This window comes from Formosa algae (assembly GCF_001439665.1).
In the GTDB taxonomy this organism is placed as follows: domain Bacteria; phylum Bacteroidota; class Bacteroidia; order Flavobacteriales; family Flavobacteriaceae; genus Formosa; species Formosa algae.
Genome location: NZ_LMAK01000078.1, coordinates 49,245 through 65,395 on the forward strand (window position 1 = coordinate 49,245; position 16,151 = coordinate 65,395).

Annotated in this window: 15 protein-coding genes; 10 read left to right on the forward strand and 5 right to left on the reverse strand. The window is 35.2% G+C overall.

What is annotated here, in order from left to right:
• Nucleotides 1-39: 39 nt before the first annotated feature.
• From AST99_RS16945 to moaA, 10 genes are all read left to right on the forward strand, one after another.
• Nucleotides 40-1,224 (forward strand): molybdopterin molybdotransferase MoeA, encoded by a 1,185-nt coding sequence (locus AST99_RS16945; protein WP_057783808.1) that lies wholly within the window; start codon nucleotides 40-42, stop codon nucleotides 1,222-1,224.
• Nucleotides 1,214-1,552 (forward strand): winged helix-turn-helix domain-containing protein, encoded by a 339-nt coding sequence (locus tag AST99_RS16950; RefSeq protein ID WP_057783809.1) that lies wholly within the window; start codon nucleotides 1,214-1,216, stop codon nucleotides 1,550-1,552. The genes AST99_RS16945 and AST99_RS16950 overlap by 11 nt, the downstream gene beginning before the upstream one ends.
• Nucleotides 1,539-2,285 carry a sulfite exporter TauE/SafE family protein gene (locus AST99_RS16955; protein WP_057783810.1) on the forward strand — a complete coding sequence of 249 codons (747 nt, stop codon included), beginning with the start codon at nucleotides 1,539-1,541 and terminating at the stop codon, nucleotides 2,283-2,285. The genes AST99_RS16950 and AST99_RS16955 overlap by 14 nt, the downstream gene beginning before the upstream one ends.
• The gene (locus AST99_RS16960) at nucleotides 2,285-2,869 is read left to right on the forward strand and encodes a molybdenum cofactor guanylyltransferase (protein WP_057783811.1); all 585 of its coding nucleotides are present in this window, start codon (nucleotides 2,285-2,287) and stop codon (nucleotides 2,867-2,869) included. Before AST99_RS16955 ends, AST99_RS16960 begins: the two co-directional genes overlap by 1 nt.
• A complete protein-coding gene (gene cobA / locus AST99_RS16965) occupies nucleotides 2,866-3,675 on the forward strand; it encodes a uroporphyrinogen-III C-methyltransferase (protein ID WP_057783812.1) in 810 nt (269 codons plus the stop codon). The genes AST99_RS16960 and cobA overlap by 4 nt, the downstream gene beginning before the upstream one ends.
• A gap of 1 nt (nucleotide 3,676) precedes the next feature.
• Nucleotides 3,677-4,261, forward strand: coding sequence for a precorrin-2 dehydrogenase/sirohydrochlorin ferrochelatase family protein (locus AST99_RS16970; RefSeq protein ID WP_057783813.1), 585 nt, complete (start codon nucleotides 3,677-3,679; stop codon nucleotides 4,259-4,261).
• 4 nt (nucleotides 4,262-4,265) lie between these two features.
• Nucleotides 4,266-4,502 carry a MoaD/ThiS family protein gene (locus tag AST99_RS16975; protein WP_057783814.1) on the forward strand — a complete coding sequence of 79 codons (237 nt, stop codon included), beginning with the start codon at nucleotides 4,266-4,268 and terminating at the stop codon, nucleotides 4,500-4,502.
• Between the two features lie 132 nt (nucleotides 4,503-4,634).
• Nucleotides 4,635-5,072: a molybdenum cofactor biosynthesis protein MoaE gene (locus tag AST99_RS16980; protein WP_057783815.1), complete on the forward strand. Its 438-nt coding sequence runs from the start codon at nucleotides 4,635-4,637 to the stop codon at nucleotides 5,070-5,072.
• Nucleotide 5,073: 1 nt separating this feature from the next.
• Nucleotides 5,074-5,979, forward strand: coding sequence for a bifunctional molybdenum cofactor biosynthesis protein MoaC/MoaB (gene moaCB / locus AST99_RS16985; RefSeq protein WP_057783816.1), 906 nt, complete (start codon nucleotides 5,074-5,076; stop codon nucleotides 5,977-5,979).
• A gap of 1 nt (nucleotide 5,980) precedes the next feature.
• Nucleotides 5,981-6,988: a GTP 3',8-cyclase MoaA gene (gene moaA / locus AST99_RS16990; RefSeq protein ID WP_057783817.1), complete on the forward strand. Its 1,008-nt coding sequence runs from the start codon at nucleotides 5,981-5,983 to the stop codon at nucleotides 6,986-6,988.
• Here the strand turns inward: moaA and AST99_RS16995 are convergent.
• From AST99_RS16995 to AST99_RS17015, 5 genes are all read right to left on the reverse strand, one after another.
• Nucleotides 6,985-8,433, reverse strand: a complete 1,449-nt coding sequence (locus tag AST99_RS16995; RefSeq protein ID WP_057783818.1) for a rubredoxin — start codon at nucleotides 8,431-8,433, stop codon at nucleotides 6,985-6,987. The two genes, moaA and AST99_RS16995, sit on opposite strands and share 4 nt — an antisense overlap.
• A complete protein-coding gene (locus AST99_RS17000) occupies nucleotides 8,430-11,954 on the reverse strand; it encodes a nitrate reductase (protein ID WP_057783819.1) in 3,525 nt (1,174 codons plus the stop codon). Before AST99_RS17000 ends, AST99_RS16995 begins: the two co-directional genes overlap by 4 nt.
• A gap of 81 nt (nucleotides 11,955-12,035) precedes the next feature.
• Complete coding sequence (locus tag AST99_RS17005; protein ID WP_057783820.1) at nucleotides 12,036-13,451, reverse strand: MFS transporter; 1,416 nt, start codon at nucleotides 13,449-13,451, stop codon at nucleotides 12,036-12,038.
• 175 nt (nucleotides 13,452-13,626) lie between these two features.
• The gene (locus AST99_RS17010) at nucleotides 13,627-14,277 is read right to left on the reverse strand and encodes a response regulator (RefSeq protein ID WP_057783821.1); all 651 of its coding nucleotides are present in this window, start codon (nucleotides 14,275-14,277) and stop codon (nucleotides 13,627-13,629) included.
• 61 nt (nucleotides 14,278-14,338) lie between these two features.
• Nucleotides 14,339-16,150 carry an ATP-binding protein gene (locus AST99_RS17015; protein ID WP_057783822.1) on the reverse strand — a complete coding sequence of 604 codons (1,812 nt, stop codon included), beginning with the start codon at nucleotides 16,148-16,150 and terminating at the stop codon, nucleotides 14,339-14,341.
• Between the last annotated feature and the right edge of the window lies 1 nt (nucleotide 16,151).

Consider the following 16,151-nt stretch of genomic DNA (forward strand, 5'->3'; position numbering starts at 1 on the left):
TTATTCGTTATATTCGACAAGACATAACGCTCAGAATAAATGATATCAGTTCAGCAAGCCTTACATATTATAGACACCACCTTAGTTGCTCATCATATTAAGGAGGTTAATATCGCAAAGAGTTTAGGCTACATATTAGCAGAAGACATTTCAGCACCTATTAATATGCCGTCGTTTAGGCAATCTGCAATGGATGGCTACGCTATTATATGGAGTGAAGACTCTTACTATAAGATCACTGAAGAGTCTAAAGCTGGAGAAGCTAAACAAATTACGCTTCAACCTTTAGAGGCTGTACGCATTTTTACTGGAGCAAAAGTTCCAGAGACTGCAGACACCGTAGTTATGCAAGAACACGTCGTTAGAGATGGCAATACCATTAGCATTACTAAAATGCCACGGCAAGGTGCTAATGTTAGACCAATAGGCGAACAAGTTCATGCTGGTGAATTGGTATTAAAAAAAGGCACACGTTTAAACGAAGCGGCTATTGGATTCTTAGCAGGATTAGGCATTTCTACAATCGCTATATATAAATCACCTAAAGTTTCGGTTTTAGTTACCGGAAATGAATTACAACAACATGGCAAACCCTTAAAAGAAGGTGCTATTTACGAAAGTAATTCGGTGATGCTTCGCATGGCGTTACACCGGTTTGGCATAAAGAAAGTAAAAACATTTACTGCTAAAGACACTTTAAAAGCCACGAAAAAAGCCATAAAAAAGGCGTTAGACTATGGTGACTTTTTATTAATCTCTGGTGGTATTTCTGTAGGAGATTACGATTTTGTAAAAGAGGCATTAGACCTAAATCATGTAGATGAATTGTTTTATAAAATCAATCAGAAACCAGGAAAGCCGTTGTGGTTTGGAAAGAAAGACCAACAATTTGTATTTGCTCTTCCTGGAAATCCGGCCTCAGCCTTAACATGCTTTTATGTATATGTATTACCACTATTAAAAAAATATGCGGCTTATCCCGATTATCATTTACCACGGGCACAAGCCAAGCTGCATTCAGAATTTAAGAATACTACGGGAAAAACATTGTTTCTTAAAGCGTATTGCAAAAACGGAAGCGTTAGTGTTTTACCAAGTCAGCAATCGTCTATGTTAAACACTTTTGCTACGAGTAATGTATTAGTCACCATTCCAGAAGACGTAACATATTTAGAACCACAAGAACAAGTAACCTGTATACAATTAGACGGCTATGGAAATTAAAAGTAGAATCTGGATAGAAAAAGACGGCAAGCCTTTTATAGGTTATGGGAAAATTGAATTGCTTAAAAAAGTAGATAGCGAACATTCCATAACAGCAGCTGCAAAGGCCTTAAATATGTCGTATAAAAAAGCATGGAATTTATTAAACGACATGGAGCAGTTGGCAGACGAACCGTTATTAATTAAATCTATAGGTGGAAAATCTGGAGGAAGCTCTACACTTACGGCCTATGGTAAACACCTTATTAAAACCTTTGAAAAATTAAACGATAAATGCGAAACCTACTTAAACAACGAATTTAAGCCCGTTACCAATGGAATATCTTAGCACCAATGTATTTATACTCTTTGCGTTAATTCTCATCTGCATATCATTTTTGTATGCATCGGTTGGGCATGGTGGTGCGAGCGGATATTTGGCATTAATGGCTTTATTTTCATTTCCCATTGTCATTATAAAACCCACTGCATTGCTATTAAATATTTTTGTGAGTGGCATATCATTTTGGTATTTTAAAAAGAACAAACATTTTAAATGGCAACTCTTTTATCCATTTGCTATAACATCTATTCCTGCAGCTTTTATTGGCGGTTACCTCACGATAAATACCACATTATACAAACAGATTTTAGGTGTATTTTTAATCATAGCGGTCTTACGTATTTTAGGTGTGTTTGGTAAAGAACAACACGCTGAAAAGGCAGTACAGTTACCTTTAGCTTTAATTGTTGGTTGTGGCATCGGATTGTTTTCTGGCATGATTGGTATTGGTGGCGGTATTATTTTAAGTCCGATAATTTTACTGCTCGCTTGGGGAACAACTAAAGAATCGGCGGCCGTATCTGCCCTATTTATATTTGTAAATTCTGTAGCAGGCCTAGTAGGGTTTCTAATAAAAAACGACAGTTTCCCTACAGAATCTTTTTACTTGATTCCGTTTGCGTTAATTGGCGGTACATTAGGCGCAATATATGGGAGCCAACGCTTTTCAAACGTAAAGCTAACGTATATGTTATCATTCGTTTTACTATTAGCATCACTTAAATTATTTATATTTTAATGTCTATTCAAAAACACATATCAGTTTATATTCTTTGCGGCGGAAAAAGTTCTCGTATGCAAACAGAGAAAGGCTTGGTCGTGTTTAATAACAAACCATTTATTGAATGGATTTTAGAAGCTGTTAAACCAATATCTAATCACATCTATCTTATTACAGAAAATACAGATTATAGCGTGTACAACTACCCGTTAGTAGCAGATATTCATAAAGACAAAGGTCCAGTTGGAGGCATTCACACGGCCTTATCACATACAAAAACACAACAAAATTTAATTTTAAGTTGCGATATTCCCATGATATCTACACACATTATAAACAGGTATTTAATCAACTCAAAAGTGATTAATTCTAACATCACTTTTGTCTCAGATAGTACTAGAGATTACCCATTAATTGGAATGTATAGCACGAATAATCTTCAGAAATTTGAAACCGCTATTCAGCAAAACCATTTAAAATTGATGCATTTAATACAGTCGTCAACCTATCATCGCATCCAAGTAGCTTCTCGAGATTTCGAAGCGCTTTACAATATCAATACTCATGATGAATTACAAATTTTAATACAGCGTAAATTATGAAAAAAGCAGATATACAACCTAAAGTGACCCTTGTTGGTGCAGGCCCGGGAGACCCGGATTTACTGACTTTAAAAGCTGTAAAAGCATTAAAAAAAGCAAAAGCCGTATTATATGATGCCTTGGTGAACGAAGATATTTTAGACCATGCGCCTGATGCTGTAAAATTATACATTGGGAAACGCAAAGGAAACCATAGCTATACGCAAGATGAGATTAACGACTTACTTGTTAGTTACGCCAAAAAATACGGAAAAGTAGTGAGACTAAAAGGTGGCGACCCGTTTGTATTTGGTCGCGGAAAAGAGGAAACAGATTACTTAGAAGGTTTTGGTATTAAAACGGCAATTATTCCTGGAATTACCTCAGCTATTGCTGTTCCGGCTTCGGTGGGAATTCCTGTTACACATCGCAGAGTTTCCGAAAGTTTTTGGGTGATTACAGGAACAACATCTAATCGCACCCTGTCTGCCGATGTTAAACTCGCAGCACAATCTTCTGCCACGGTTATTATTTTAATGGGCATGTCTAAACTTTCCGAAATCACAGCGCTATATAAAGCAAATAATCGAGCAGACATGCCAGTAGCCATTATACAAAATGGCACAAAAAAAGAAGCAAAACAAGCTGTGGGCACCATAGCAACTATTGTGAAATTAGTAAAAGACAAACAACTGTCGTCTCCCGCCATTATCATTATTGGTGAAGTCGTAAACGGACATAAAAGTTTACTGACTTACTATAATGAACAGTTTATGGAAGACGATTTTATATATCAAAATTTAGACATAGAACCTATAACAAAATAACATGGAACGTAACGAATTATACCCTATATTTTTAAAAGTAAACCAACTAGACATCCTCATAGTTGGTGGCGGAAATGTTGGTTTAGAGAAATTAAGTTTCTTATTAAAGTCGAGTCCGAATGCTAATGTGGATGTCATATCTATAGACTTTTTAGAAGAATTAAAAGACTTAGCCAGTCAACATGAAAACGTGAATTTAATTCAGAAAGCATACGATATTTCAGATTTAGAACAGCGCCATTTTGTAATTGGCTGTACAGACAATTTAGATGTTAATTTGCAAATTAATAAAGAAGCCAAAGCGAAACATTTATTGGTAAATATTGCAGATACTCCAGACCAATGCGATTTTTATTTAGGAGGCATTGTAACCAAAGGACATGTAAAAATTGCCATTTCAACTAACGGAAAATCCCCGACAACAGCTAAACGATTACGTCAGCTTTTCGAGGAAGTTATTCCAGAAAACATCACCGAATTGGTATCAAATTTAAACCTGTATAGAAAAACATTAAAAGGTGATTTTCAGCAAAAAGTAGACGAAATGAACAAGGTTACTAAGGGTTTAGTCTCTAAAAAAGAATAAGAAAATGATTACTATAAAATACTTTGGCATGCTCGCCGAACACACAAAGTGTACAGAAGAGCAAATGGATTTTAAAGCTTTAAAGCTTTCAGAATTGGTGCAGGATTTAAAAGTAAAATATCAATTAAATCCAGCTTCGTTTCATGTTGCTCTAAACCATAAATTAGTCCAGGATTCCGAAGATGTTACCCTTCAGTTCCAAGACGAAATTGCGCTTTTACCACCATTTGCAGGTGGCTAAAATTAGATTAACCCTAATTAAGTGTTACACTAAAACGCGTTATTTCACAATAATAATGAGATGCTGAATACAACACCTCAGCATGGCATTTGACTACTATTTTAATACCGACTATTTATAAAATAAAAACTCATGAAAAAGAAAACTGTATTTATTGAAGGTCCTATTTCGCCTAGCTTTATCTCCGATTCTATTGCAAAACACCAAAGCAAACATAGCATTGGCGGACATAATATATTTTTAGGACAAGTGCGCGCAGACGAGATTGAAGGTAAAACTGTAGCTGCTATAGACTTTACTGCTTACGAAGATATGGCGTTGGAACAAATTGCAGAAATTAGAGAAAAAGCCTTTAAAACTTTCGACTTAACCTGTATGCATATCTATCACAGTTTAGGAAAAATTAAAGCTGGAGAGCTTTGTTTTTTTGTATTTGTATCGGCTAAACACAGTAAAGATATTTATGCTGCGACAGAATATTTAGTCAATATTGTAAAAAAGAAAGTACCCATTTTTGGAAAAGAAATCTTTGAAGACGACACCCACCAATGGAAAACCAATATCAAATAAGATGGTAGACATTACCCACAAAATAAAAACATTACGCACTGCAACAGCAACCGCTATTGTAAAAGTGAGTAAACCCGAAACAATTGAATCGATTCTAAAAAACTTGGTTCCGAAAGGAAATGTGTTTGAAATGGCAAAAACAGCAGGACTATTTGCCGTAAAAAATACACATACAGTTATTCCTGACTGTCACCCCTTGCCTATCGAATTTACTTCCGTGAGTTATAACATTGAAGGTTTAGAGATTCATATCCTTTTCAACGTGAAAACCATTTATAAAACTGGGGTTGAAGTTGAAGCCATGCACGGCGCATCTGTAGTCGCGTTGACGATGTACGATATGTTGAAACCCATTGACAAGCGTATTGAAATTGGCAGCATTAAATTACTTGAGAAAAAAGGTGGAAAAAGCAGTTTCAAGAATAAGCAAATTTCAACTTTAAAGGCGAGTGTTATCGTGTGTTCAGATTCGATTTCTCAAGGCAAAAAAGAAGATTTTGCTGGAAAGGCCATTATTGAAAAACTAGAAGCGAATGATGTCATTATCAAGAATTACGATATTATCCCAGACGAAGTCGAATTGATTAGAACCAAAGCAATTGAATTGTCTGAAACCAACAACCTCATCATTTTTACAGGTGGTACAGGTTTATCGTTTCGCGACGTCACTCCCGAAGCACTAGAACCTATTTTAGAACGTAGAATTCCAGGTATAGAAGAAGCCATTAGAAGTTATGGTCAGGACCGCATGCCGTATGCCATGTTATCCAGAAGTGTAGCAGGAACTATAGGAAATTGCCTTGTTCTGGCTTTACCGGGCTCTACAAATGGCGCTAAAGAATCTATGGATGCTGTGTTCCCTCATGTGCTTCATATTTTTAAGATTTTAAGAGGACAGCAACATTAGAATGACCAAACAAAACAACATATTAACCGACGATTTTGGACGCCATCATTCGTATTTACGTATATCATTAACCGAAAAATGTAATTTACGTTGCACCTATTGTATGCCAGAAAATGGCGTGCCTTTAACACCAAAATCCCATATTATGACGGCCCATGAGATTTTTGAAATCGCATCTACTTTTGTAAAACATGGCGTGACTAAAATTAGGTTAACTGGTGGCGAACCTTTAGTGAGAAAAGATTTCTCTGAAATCCTTAAACGTCTGGCAACTTTAAATGTAAAATTATCCATTACAACTAATGCCGTTATTGTAAATCGGTTTATTGACGATTTTAAGAACTATGGATTACAAGATATTAATGTGAGTTTAGACAGTTTACAAGCCGATAAATTCACTTTTATTACACGAAGAAATCAGTTTAAAGAAGCATATAACAACATCATTCTTTTATTAGAACAAGGGTTTAACGTGAAAATGAATGTGGTGTTAATTAAAGGCTTTAATGACGATGAGATTATCGATTTTATCAAATTCACCAAACATCTTCCTATTGCCATTCGCTTTATAGAATTTATGCCGTTTGATGGTAATAATTGGAACAAAGAAAAACTGGTTACTCAAGCTGAAATTTTAGAACAAACTCATGCTCATTTTGGTGCAGACCCTGTTATATCTCTAAAAAACGAAGCCAATTTCACTTCTAGAAATTATCAAATAGAAGGTTATAAAGGCACTTTTGGTATTATTAGTTCGGTAAGTAATCCGTTTTGCGACAGTTGTAATCGTATTCGCTTAACGGCGAACGGAAATATTAAAAACTGTCTATTTTCTAACCAGGAAACTAATCTATTAAAGGCTTACAGACATGGTGAAAATATTGAACCGCTTATTGCTAATTTAATACAGAAAAAATATGCTGTACGTGCAGGCATGACAGATTTTGAAACACTTAACAACCCCGAAAACCACAACAATAATAGAAGTATGATTACTATTGGTGGCTAATCTTGACTTACATGTTGTTTGTGGGTGGTCTTTTTAAAACTCGATTTCGGAGCTTCACAAAGCGCACATTCATAAGTATCTGGCAATGCAGAAAACGGTGTATTTGGAACAATGTCTTGCGTGGCGTCTCCATATACTTCATTATAAATGGTTAAGCAATCTTGACATTGATATACTTCAGCATCTTTAATTTCTGCCTCCGTTTTAATTTGTTTTTCATCTTCACGTTCTGTTCCGAGTTGCTCAAAATACAACTGACTTAATTCCATAAGTAAACCTGGAAGTTCTACTTGGTCTATATCTTGAACATGAGTAATATACTCTCTAGAATTCGGGTCGAAATTCTTTGCATATAATAAATTATAGGTATCCCTAATTTTAAAATCGGACAAACCTTTAGGCTGTTCATTCTTTTCAATCACTATAGATGTGAAGTAATATGCTTTCTTCGTGTATTCTGTAATCGCAAAGGTTAAACCATAAGTACTAATATCGTTCTGATCGAAATTTGACACTAAATACTTTTTCAATCTTAACGCTTCTTCATTAGCTACTGGCAAATGCCAATTTAATTCAAGCATAGAGTGACGTACGTTAATTCCATATTTTCCCAAGAATTTTTCCCAAATCAATTTAGATTCATTTGGAATATCTTTTACAATAAACGATTTCCAAGGCGTAATTGAGATCTTTCCAATTTTACAATCAGAACACAAATCGCACATGGCTTTCAAGAAGTCTAAATCGTAATTATTATTTCTCCAGTACAACCCTAACCAATACTTATCGTTCCCAATTCTATTCATGCCTTCGTAATACGGAAACGGATAAAATGGGACATGTAGAGGTTTATCAATGGTCCTATTATTTGTATCGATTGCATCGTTTACCAAATCGAAAATCATCTCGACGCTTTCTGGCTCTTCTTGTAGAAGCCCTTCAATTGTTGTTTGAATTTTAGCCATATCCCAACTATAAATTAATGCAGGGTATACAACTGCGGTTTCCCATTCTGGCAAACGCACATACAAATACCAATAATCTTCATGTTCTGAAGCTATAAAATTTAAATGCCCTGTAAATAGCGGCACCAATCGTTGTTTGGGATCTGTAATATTAACTTTTAATTGCGGATGCGTTCTAAATTGTTCTAAAACATACAGATACTTTTCTCCTGTTAACCAGGTTGTACTCGAAAAAATTCCTGCACTCACATAAGACGATACGATATTTACAGAACCTTCGCCATGAGCTGGTACCACCTGAAGATTTTCTATAGTTTCTAAAGCCTGAGATGTTACATTTTCAGAAATTAAAATATCTTGTCTAGACCCAAAAGAAATGGTATCTAACCCTAGACGTTCTGCGGATAAACAAATCGATTTTAACTCTCCTGGCGACAATACACCACCCTTTACAATTAATCTAGATAACGCTTTCATCATGCTAAAACTTTATGATTATTTAATATCTCTCTCACTTCAGTTTTACAACTTCCACATCCTAACCCTGCTCCCGTTTGGTTACATAACTCAGTGAAATTTGTACAACCGTTAGTAATGGCTTCTGTTATATTTCCTTCTCCAACTTGACTACAAGAACACACCAATTTCCCAACCATAGGTTTATCGCTAGATGCGCCTCGCAGCAATTTATCTCGTTTATCAGACAGTTCTACCTTACTCTCAATAAGGGTTTTAAATTCTGCAAATTCATTCTTATCCCCCATTAAAACGGCTCCGACTAGCAAATCGTCTTTTACAATACATTTTTTATAGTAACGCTTAGACATATCCATAAAGATAATTTCTTCGTAACTATTATCATTTTCAGGTACAGATATATTTCCTAAGCTACATAAATCTAAATCGCTGAATTTTAAAATATTCATCGATACAGATCCTTTGTACATACTACTAATATCTCCTGCTAAATAATTTGCAAGAATGGCTGCTTGTTCTTCGGCGGCAGAAGTAATTCCTAAAATATTATTATTGAATTCAGCAATTTCACCAATGGCAAAAATACTTGGATCTGAAGACTGTAAATGATGATTCACTTTTATACCACGGCCACATGCAACACCACTAGATTTTGCAATCTCTATATTTGGTCGCGTTCCAATAGCATACACAATGGCATTAGATTTAAATGTCTTCCCACTTTTTAAGGTGATATTTAATGCGTTTTTAGTATTCTCGTCGTCAAACACTGTACTCACTTCGTTAGAAAAATAGATCTGAATACCCAATTCCTGTACATGCTTAGCTAATAGTTTACAAGAAATAGGATCTAACTGACGCTCCATTAAATTAGACGCTCGCTGAATAATGGTTGTATTAACATTTCTGTGTTTTAAAGCGGCAGCAAGCTCTAAACCTAAAAGTCCACCTCCAACAATAGTGACATGCTGATCTTCTGCTTTTAGATTTGTACCGTCTAAATACGACTTAAAACGATCGGCATCATCTTTAGAACGTAACGTGAATCGGCCAGGTAAATTTAACTGCACATCGTTAGGCACAAAAGAGCGGCTTCCGGTTGCTAGAATTAATTTATCATAAGCATGATAATTTCCATGATTATCTGTTGCCAGTTTATTATCGCGATCAATTTCTACAATAAAAGTTTCTGAATGCAATTCAATTTGAAGTTTTTTCAGTTCTTTTTCTTTAATTTTTTGAAGTTGTTCCCAGCTTAACTCTTCTGTGATATACTCTGGAAGTAACACACGGTTATAAAAGGGGTTTATTTCTTTTGAAAACACTACAATCTTATCGGTTTCGCTATGTTCTCTGTAATTTTGAATAAAACGAAATGCTGCGGCTCCTGCACCAACTACGATTATTTTTTCTGTTTCTTTTTTATATTTTGATACCGAAACTCGGGTGAATTTAAAATCTGGCTCTTTAGATATTGGATCGACAATAGTGTGGGTTAAATTATTTGCACGATTTAAATCACTCTGCAATTGTTTTCCCCAATGCATAGGTAAGAACACGACACCTTTTTTTACACTATCTGTAACTTTGGCACGCACTCTTACCACGCCTTTCGCACTGGTAACTTCTACAACATCGCCATCTTTAATTTTATTTAGGAAGGCATCAACTTGACTAATTTCTAAAACTGGAGTAGAATAATGTGTTTTTAAACGCGAGACTTTTCCTGTCTTTGTCATGGTGTGCCATTGGTCACGCACACGCCCAGTAGTTAAGATTAATGGAAAAGTTTCGTTTGGTAAATTGGATGTATTTTTTATAAATTCTGGCACATTAAACATCGCTTTTTGCGAAGGCGTGTAGAACTTTTTATCTTGAAATAATCTTGGAGTCCCTGCTTTATGTGTTTCGGACACGGGCCATTGAAATGTACCTTCCCCTTTTAAGCGGTCGTAACTTAATTCAGACACATCAATATTCGAGCCTTTAGTCATCTCGCAATACTCTTGATAAATTTCGGCAGTAGAATTATAATCAAAACCTTCAAATCCCATTTTCTGAGCAAACTCACATAAAATCTCTACATCTGGTTTTGCTTCTCCTGGCGCTTCAATACCTTTTGGTAGATATGAAATACGACGTTCAGAATTTGTCATCGTACCTTCTTTTTCTAACCAGGCTGCAGCTGGTAGCACCAAATCTGCATGCTCTAAAGTATCAGAGCGATTAGAAATATCTTGTACCACAACAAATTTAGCATGTTTTAAGGCTTTTTCAATTTTATGTGCATTTGGCATACTTACCATTGGGTTTGTACAGACTACCCAAACGGCTTTCATTTTACCAGATTCTAAAGCATCAAACATTTCTGTCGCTGTATATCCAGCCTTATCTGAAATTTTATCAACCTTCCAAAAATCGGCTACTTCTTGGCGGTGTTTTTCATTAAATAAATCTTTATGAACTGCTAATAAATTTGCCATACCTCCAACTTCACGACCTCCCATAGCATTAGGTTGTCCGGTTAAAGAAAACGGACCACAACCTGGTTTTCCTACTTGTCCGGTAATTAAAGACAGATTTAAAAGTGCATAATTTTTATGTGTTCCAATAGCACTTTGATTTAGACCCATAGCCCACATACTAATAAAGGCTTTAGAGTTTCCAATGATTTGAGCAGCCTTTTTAATTTCATCAACAGTAATACCACATAAAGTTGCGGCTTCTTTTAATGAAGTGCCCAGGACTTGTTTTTTATATTTTTCGAAATTTTCGGTATGATCTTTTATAAAGTTTTTATCGATCATTCGACGTTCAATTAAACGTCTTCCAATCGCGTTATATAAAATAACATCTGTTCCTGGTAAAATTTGAAGATGCACATCTGCGAAATTAGCGGAGTCGGTTTTTCTAGGATCTACAACCAAGATTTTTACATCTGGATTCTTCTCTTTATGTTGCTCAATACGTCTGAACAGTATAGGGTGACACCATGCCGGATTTGCGCCGGTTATTAAAAAACAATCGGCTAATTCTATATCTTCATAAGAGATAGGCACAGAATCTTCACCAAATGTTTTTTTATAACCAACAACAGCAGAACTCATACATAACCTAGAATTTGTATCTATGTTATTGGTTCCTAAAAATCCTTTAGTTAGTTTGTTTGCAATATAGTATTCTTCGGTTAAGCACTGTCCAGACACATAAAACCCCACGCTGTCTGGACCATATTTTTGTATAATAGATTTAAAAACTTTTGCCGCACGATCTAAAGCCGTATCCCAACTTACGCGCTCTAACGGATGAGATTTACTCCATCGCATTTCAGGATACAACAGTCTATCTGAAACATCGTTGGCAACGTAATGTAAGTTCATACCTTTAGAACACAACATCCCTCTGTTTACCGGATGCTCTTTATCGCCCTCCACATAAACCTTATTATGTTCATCCTTCTTTACAATAATACCACAGCCAACACCACAGTATGAACACGTTGTTTTAATTTCTTTTTGAGGCATATTCAGGATTTAAATATATTATCTATTCTACTAAAAGTAATGAAACTATCTATTACGAAGTCATTATTTGAATGACATTTTTTAAATGGATTGTGTTAGCATTTCTGCTTCTAAATCGTCTTCTATTTCTTTTTCAATGATTGAATCTTCTACTGGAGCGAACTTAATAGCTAATACACCTATAGCAACAATGATTACTGTAAATCCGATTAACAAGAAACCACTTGAAACTGCCGAAGAAGACGCTGCAGATTGTGCTGCTTGAATGGCTTCTGCACCCATACCTTCTGTCGCTGTTATTGCTGCTTTTTCTGCTACAGCCGATTTAGATTTTAATAAAATAGCGGCTAAGAATGCGCCTACATTACCTCCTGCTCCAACAATTCCAGAAATAGACCCAATTGCTTTTGGATTTACAAACGGGACCACAGAAAAGGTTGCTCCTTCGGCCATTTGCACTGTTAAACTAAACAATACTAATAATGCAATGCCGACAAAAATTCCAGTTGCAGTAGAGAATAATGCCAACATGATACCTTCTGCTGCTAAAATAACGGCTAGGAATAATACACGTCCGCGTAGTCCTTTTAATTTTCCAAATTTATCTCCAAAGAAGCCTCCTAGCGTTCTGGCAAAAATATTCATTAATGCAAAAGACAATACAATATTACCCGCAGTAACCCGCTCTAATTGAAAGGTGTTTTGCAGATAATCATCCATCGTTCCATACACAGTCAATTCAATTCCGAAACAGGCTGCATAGACTAAGAATAAAATCCAAACGCGGTAATCTTTGATGGCTTCTAAAAAGCTAACATCATCTTTTTTAGCGACAGGCATTTCACCAGTTGCTTTCAAATCTTTATAATTTCCTTGTAACGTATCTTGAGTAAAATTGTAATATACAAGTCCCATTAAAAAACACACTACACCAGCTACAATCGTAGAATAACGCCAAGCTTCAGACTCTGCTGCTCCAAAGGCTACAACTGCTGCTGCTATTATTGGCATCCCTAAACGATTAGCTCCACCTCCTAAATTCCCCCAACCGGCAGAAGTTGCATTCGCAGTTCCTACAATATTTGGAGCAAACATAATTGACGTATGAAATTGTGTGATAACAAACGATGCTCCAATAAAACCAATAAAAAATCGGCAAACTAAAAACTGAAGAGGAGTTTGTACAAATCCTAATAAAATAACGGGAATGGCTCCTAAAACAAGTAACCATGAATAACACAAACGCGGTCCGTATTTATCACATAATTTACCAATTAATAAACGAGCAAATACAGTTCCTGAAACTGCAAGAATAATAGAGTTCCATTTTTGTGACGGTGATAATCCTAAATCTTTAACAACATCTGGCATAAAAGGTACGATACCAAACCAGGCAAAGAAACATAAGAAAAAGGCGATTGATGTAATCCAGAATGTTCGGATAGGAAGACTCTTTACATTTAAAAGGTCTAATTTTGTAGCTTTTGTTGGATTCATAATATTGGAATTTTACGTTTACATGATAAAACTAAGTAATAATACTTAATTTATACGTAATTATCTACGTAATTTTTCAATTATTACGTAGATAGTAAAATTTCAAGCTTAAATTATCAATCTTTTAATAATAACACCTAAAAAGCTATAATATAATGATATACATTTTTATAAACTAAACCAATCGATACTTAGAAGCTACTTTGGTAAGCTCGATTAAGTTCTTAACGTCTAATTTTTTCATTAAATTAAATCTATGTACTTCTGCAGTTCGCTTACTCACATCTAAATCTTCGGCAATTTCTTTATTACTCTTACCATCTAACACCAATCCTAAAATTTGCTTTTCACGTTTTGTGAGCTTAAAAGTTGCTTCTGGCTGGTCTTCTTCTACTTGTTGTCCGCCTTTATTAACCATACTATTTATAATAATAGATGATATATCTCCAGTAAAATACTTACCTCCGCTAGCAATCATTTGTAAAGCTTTCATAAATTCTTCTTTACTTGATCCTTTTAATAAGTAGCCATCTGCTCCTGCATTTATAGCATTTAAAACATATTCTTCAGAGTCGTGCATGGAGAGCACTAATGTTTTTACAGCTTTATTTGTCTTTTTTAATTCAGCAACCACTTCAATTCCATTCATTTCTGGCATACGTATATCCACAATCAACACATCTGGAAGCGCAGTTTCTACGACATCTAAAGCTTCTTTTCCATTAGAGGCTTCTGCTACAACATGAATTCCTTCTTGGTCTTCTAACAATGATTTTATGCCGTCACGAACTAAAATATGATCGTCTGCTAACACTACATTTATCATATACTTATATATTCTATTTAATACGTAGCAAAATAATCAAAAAATAAGTAAATACACCTAATTAAATTGGGATATTTAAAGTGATTCGGGTTCCTGTTTCTGGAGAAGAACTTAAAAACAGACGACCATTTATGTAATTTATACGCTCTTTCATAAAGGTCATTCCCATACCACCAACACCTGTCTTAATGTTTTTAGGGCGATTCACATCAAACCCCTTTCCATCGTCATCAATCGTAATACTTAACATGTGATCACTATGAGACACGGACACTAAAATATAAGAGGAATCAGCATATTTAATCGCATTATTAATCGCTTCTTGAGTAATGCGATAAATATTAATTTCGACTAAAGAATCTAATCGCTTATTGAAGTTTTTACGATTGTAAAGTTCTATGGTTTTACCTGTAAGTTTAGATAACTCGTGCGTTAATTTTGATAGCGCCGAGACAATTCCATAATCACTTAATTCTGGTGGTGTTAAATTAAAAGTTGCCGCTCTTACGCCTTGAATAATATCGGCCGTTAAACTTTTTAAATTTTCAATTTTGGAAGCCGCTTTTTCTAAATCGTTCAGGTTTACACTTTCTAAATTATATTTTAAACCCGTTAGCATTTGCCCGATACCATCGTGAATATCTTTGGCAATACGATTTTGCTCTTGCTCTTGGTTTTCAATAATTTTACTTGAAATGATTTTCTGCTGATTCATTTCCTCCTCGTAACTCTGTTTCGTTAGAGATTCTACTTCTAGCTGCGCTTCTTTTTTCTCGGTGATGTCCGAGGCTATAACTAAAATTTCAGATTGGTCTTTACCAGAATGTATAGGAATTAAATACATCTCTAACCACAGCAAGTCCCCTGTACTTTTAGAAGCCTTAATTTCGCCTTGCCATCCAGATTTATAGTAGGTTTTCAAGACGTGTTCTACATACTGCTGATCATTCTTTCCGGTGGTAATTAATTCTGAAAAATTCGAATTGATATTGAACTCTGCCTGCTCAAATAGTTTTGAAAACTTTTCACCAATATGAAGAATGGTACCATCTGAAGTTACTCTAGCAAATAGCAGTGTTTTATTCATGGCCTGATTTAAAACACGTAACTCTTTTACAGATTTTTCATTCTCTTCTCGCAATTCATCTGCTTCATAAGCTGTTTGTATTGCCTTTCGTTCGGAATGCAACAACCTCGTAATGGTTTCTTTTACCATTTTCGCTGTTGGTTTAAATATAAAGAGGAATTCAAGGAATAATAATAAGAGCGTAAAAATCATAAGTAACAGCTCCCAATTTCGCAACAAGTTTACTTTTTCATTTGCTTCTACATCGTATTGATTTACAATGGTATCCATAATTGTTAAAAACTGATACTCGTTTGCGGTAACTTGTTTTTCGAAGGGTTCTAATTGAGCTTGTTCTATGTCGGGATTCTGCTCTATTTTAGAAATAATATTTTGAGACGCCTGATACATCTCTGAAAAGGGGATTTGAAGACGCGAGAACATCTCTATAATTTCAGCACTATTGGTTCCCGAAATTTTTAAACTATCGCTCCCCTGCTGTAAGCCTATATGAGAATTTTGCCATCTGTTAATGGTTTTCTTTAACGTATCTTTATACACCAAACGCTTAGACACGTTGGTAGAATTGACAATTAAAAGTACTTCTTTACTAAGTTTCTGACTAAGCATACGTTGCCGACCAGCAACGTTAATAACAGTAGAATCGTCCTGCTGATCTTTCAAAAAATTGCGTACAATAATCTGACTAATAAACACAGAACATGCAATAGCACCTAAAGCAATAATATATAAACGACGGAGTCTATCAAACGTACTATTATCTAACGTACTACTCAAGTCGGTCATT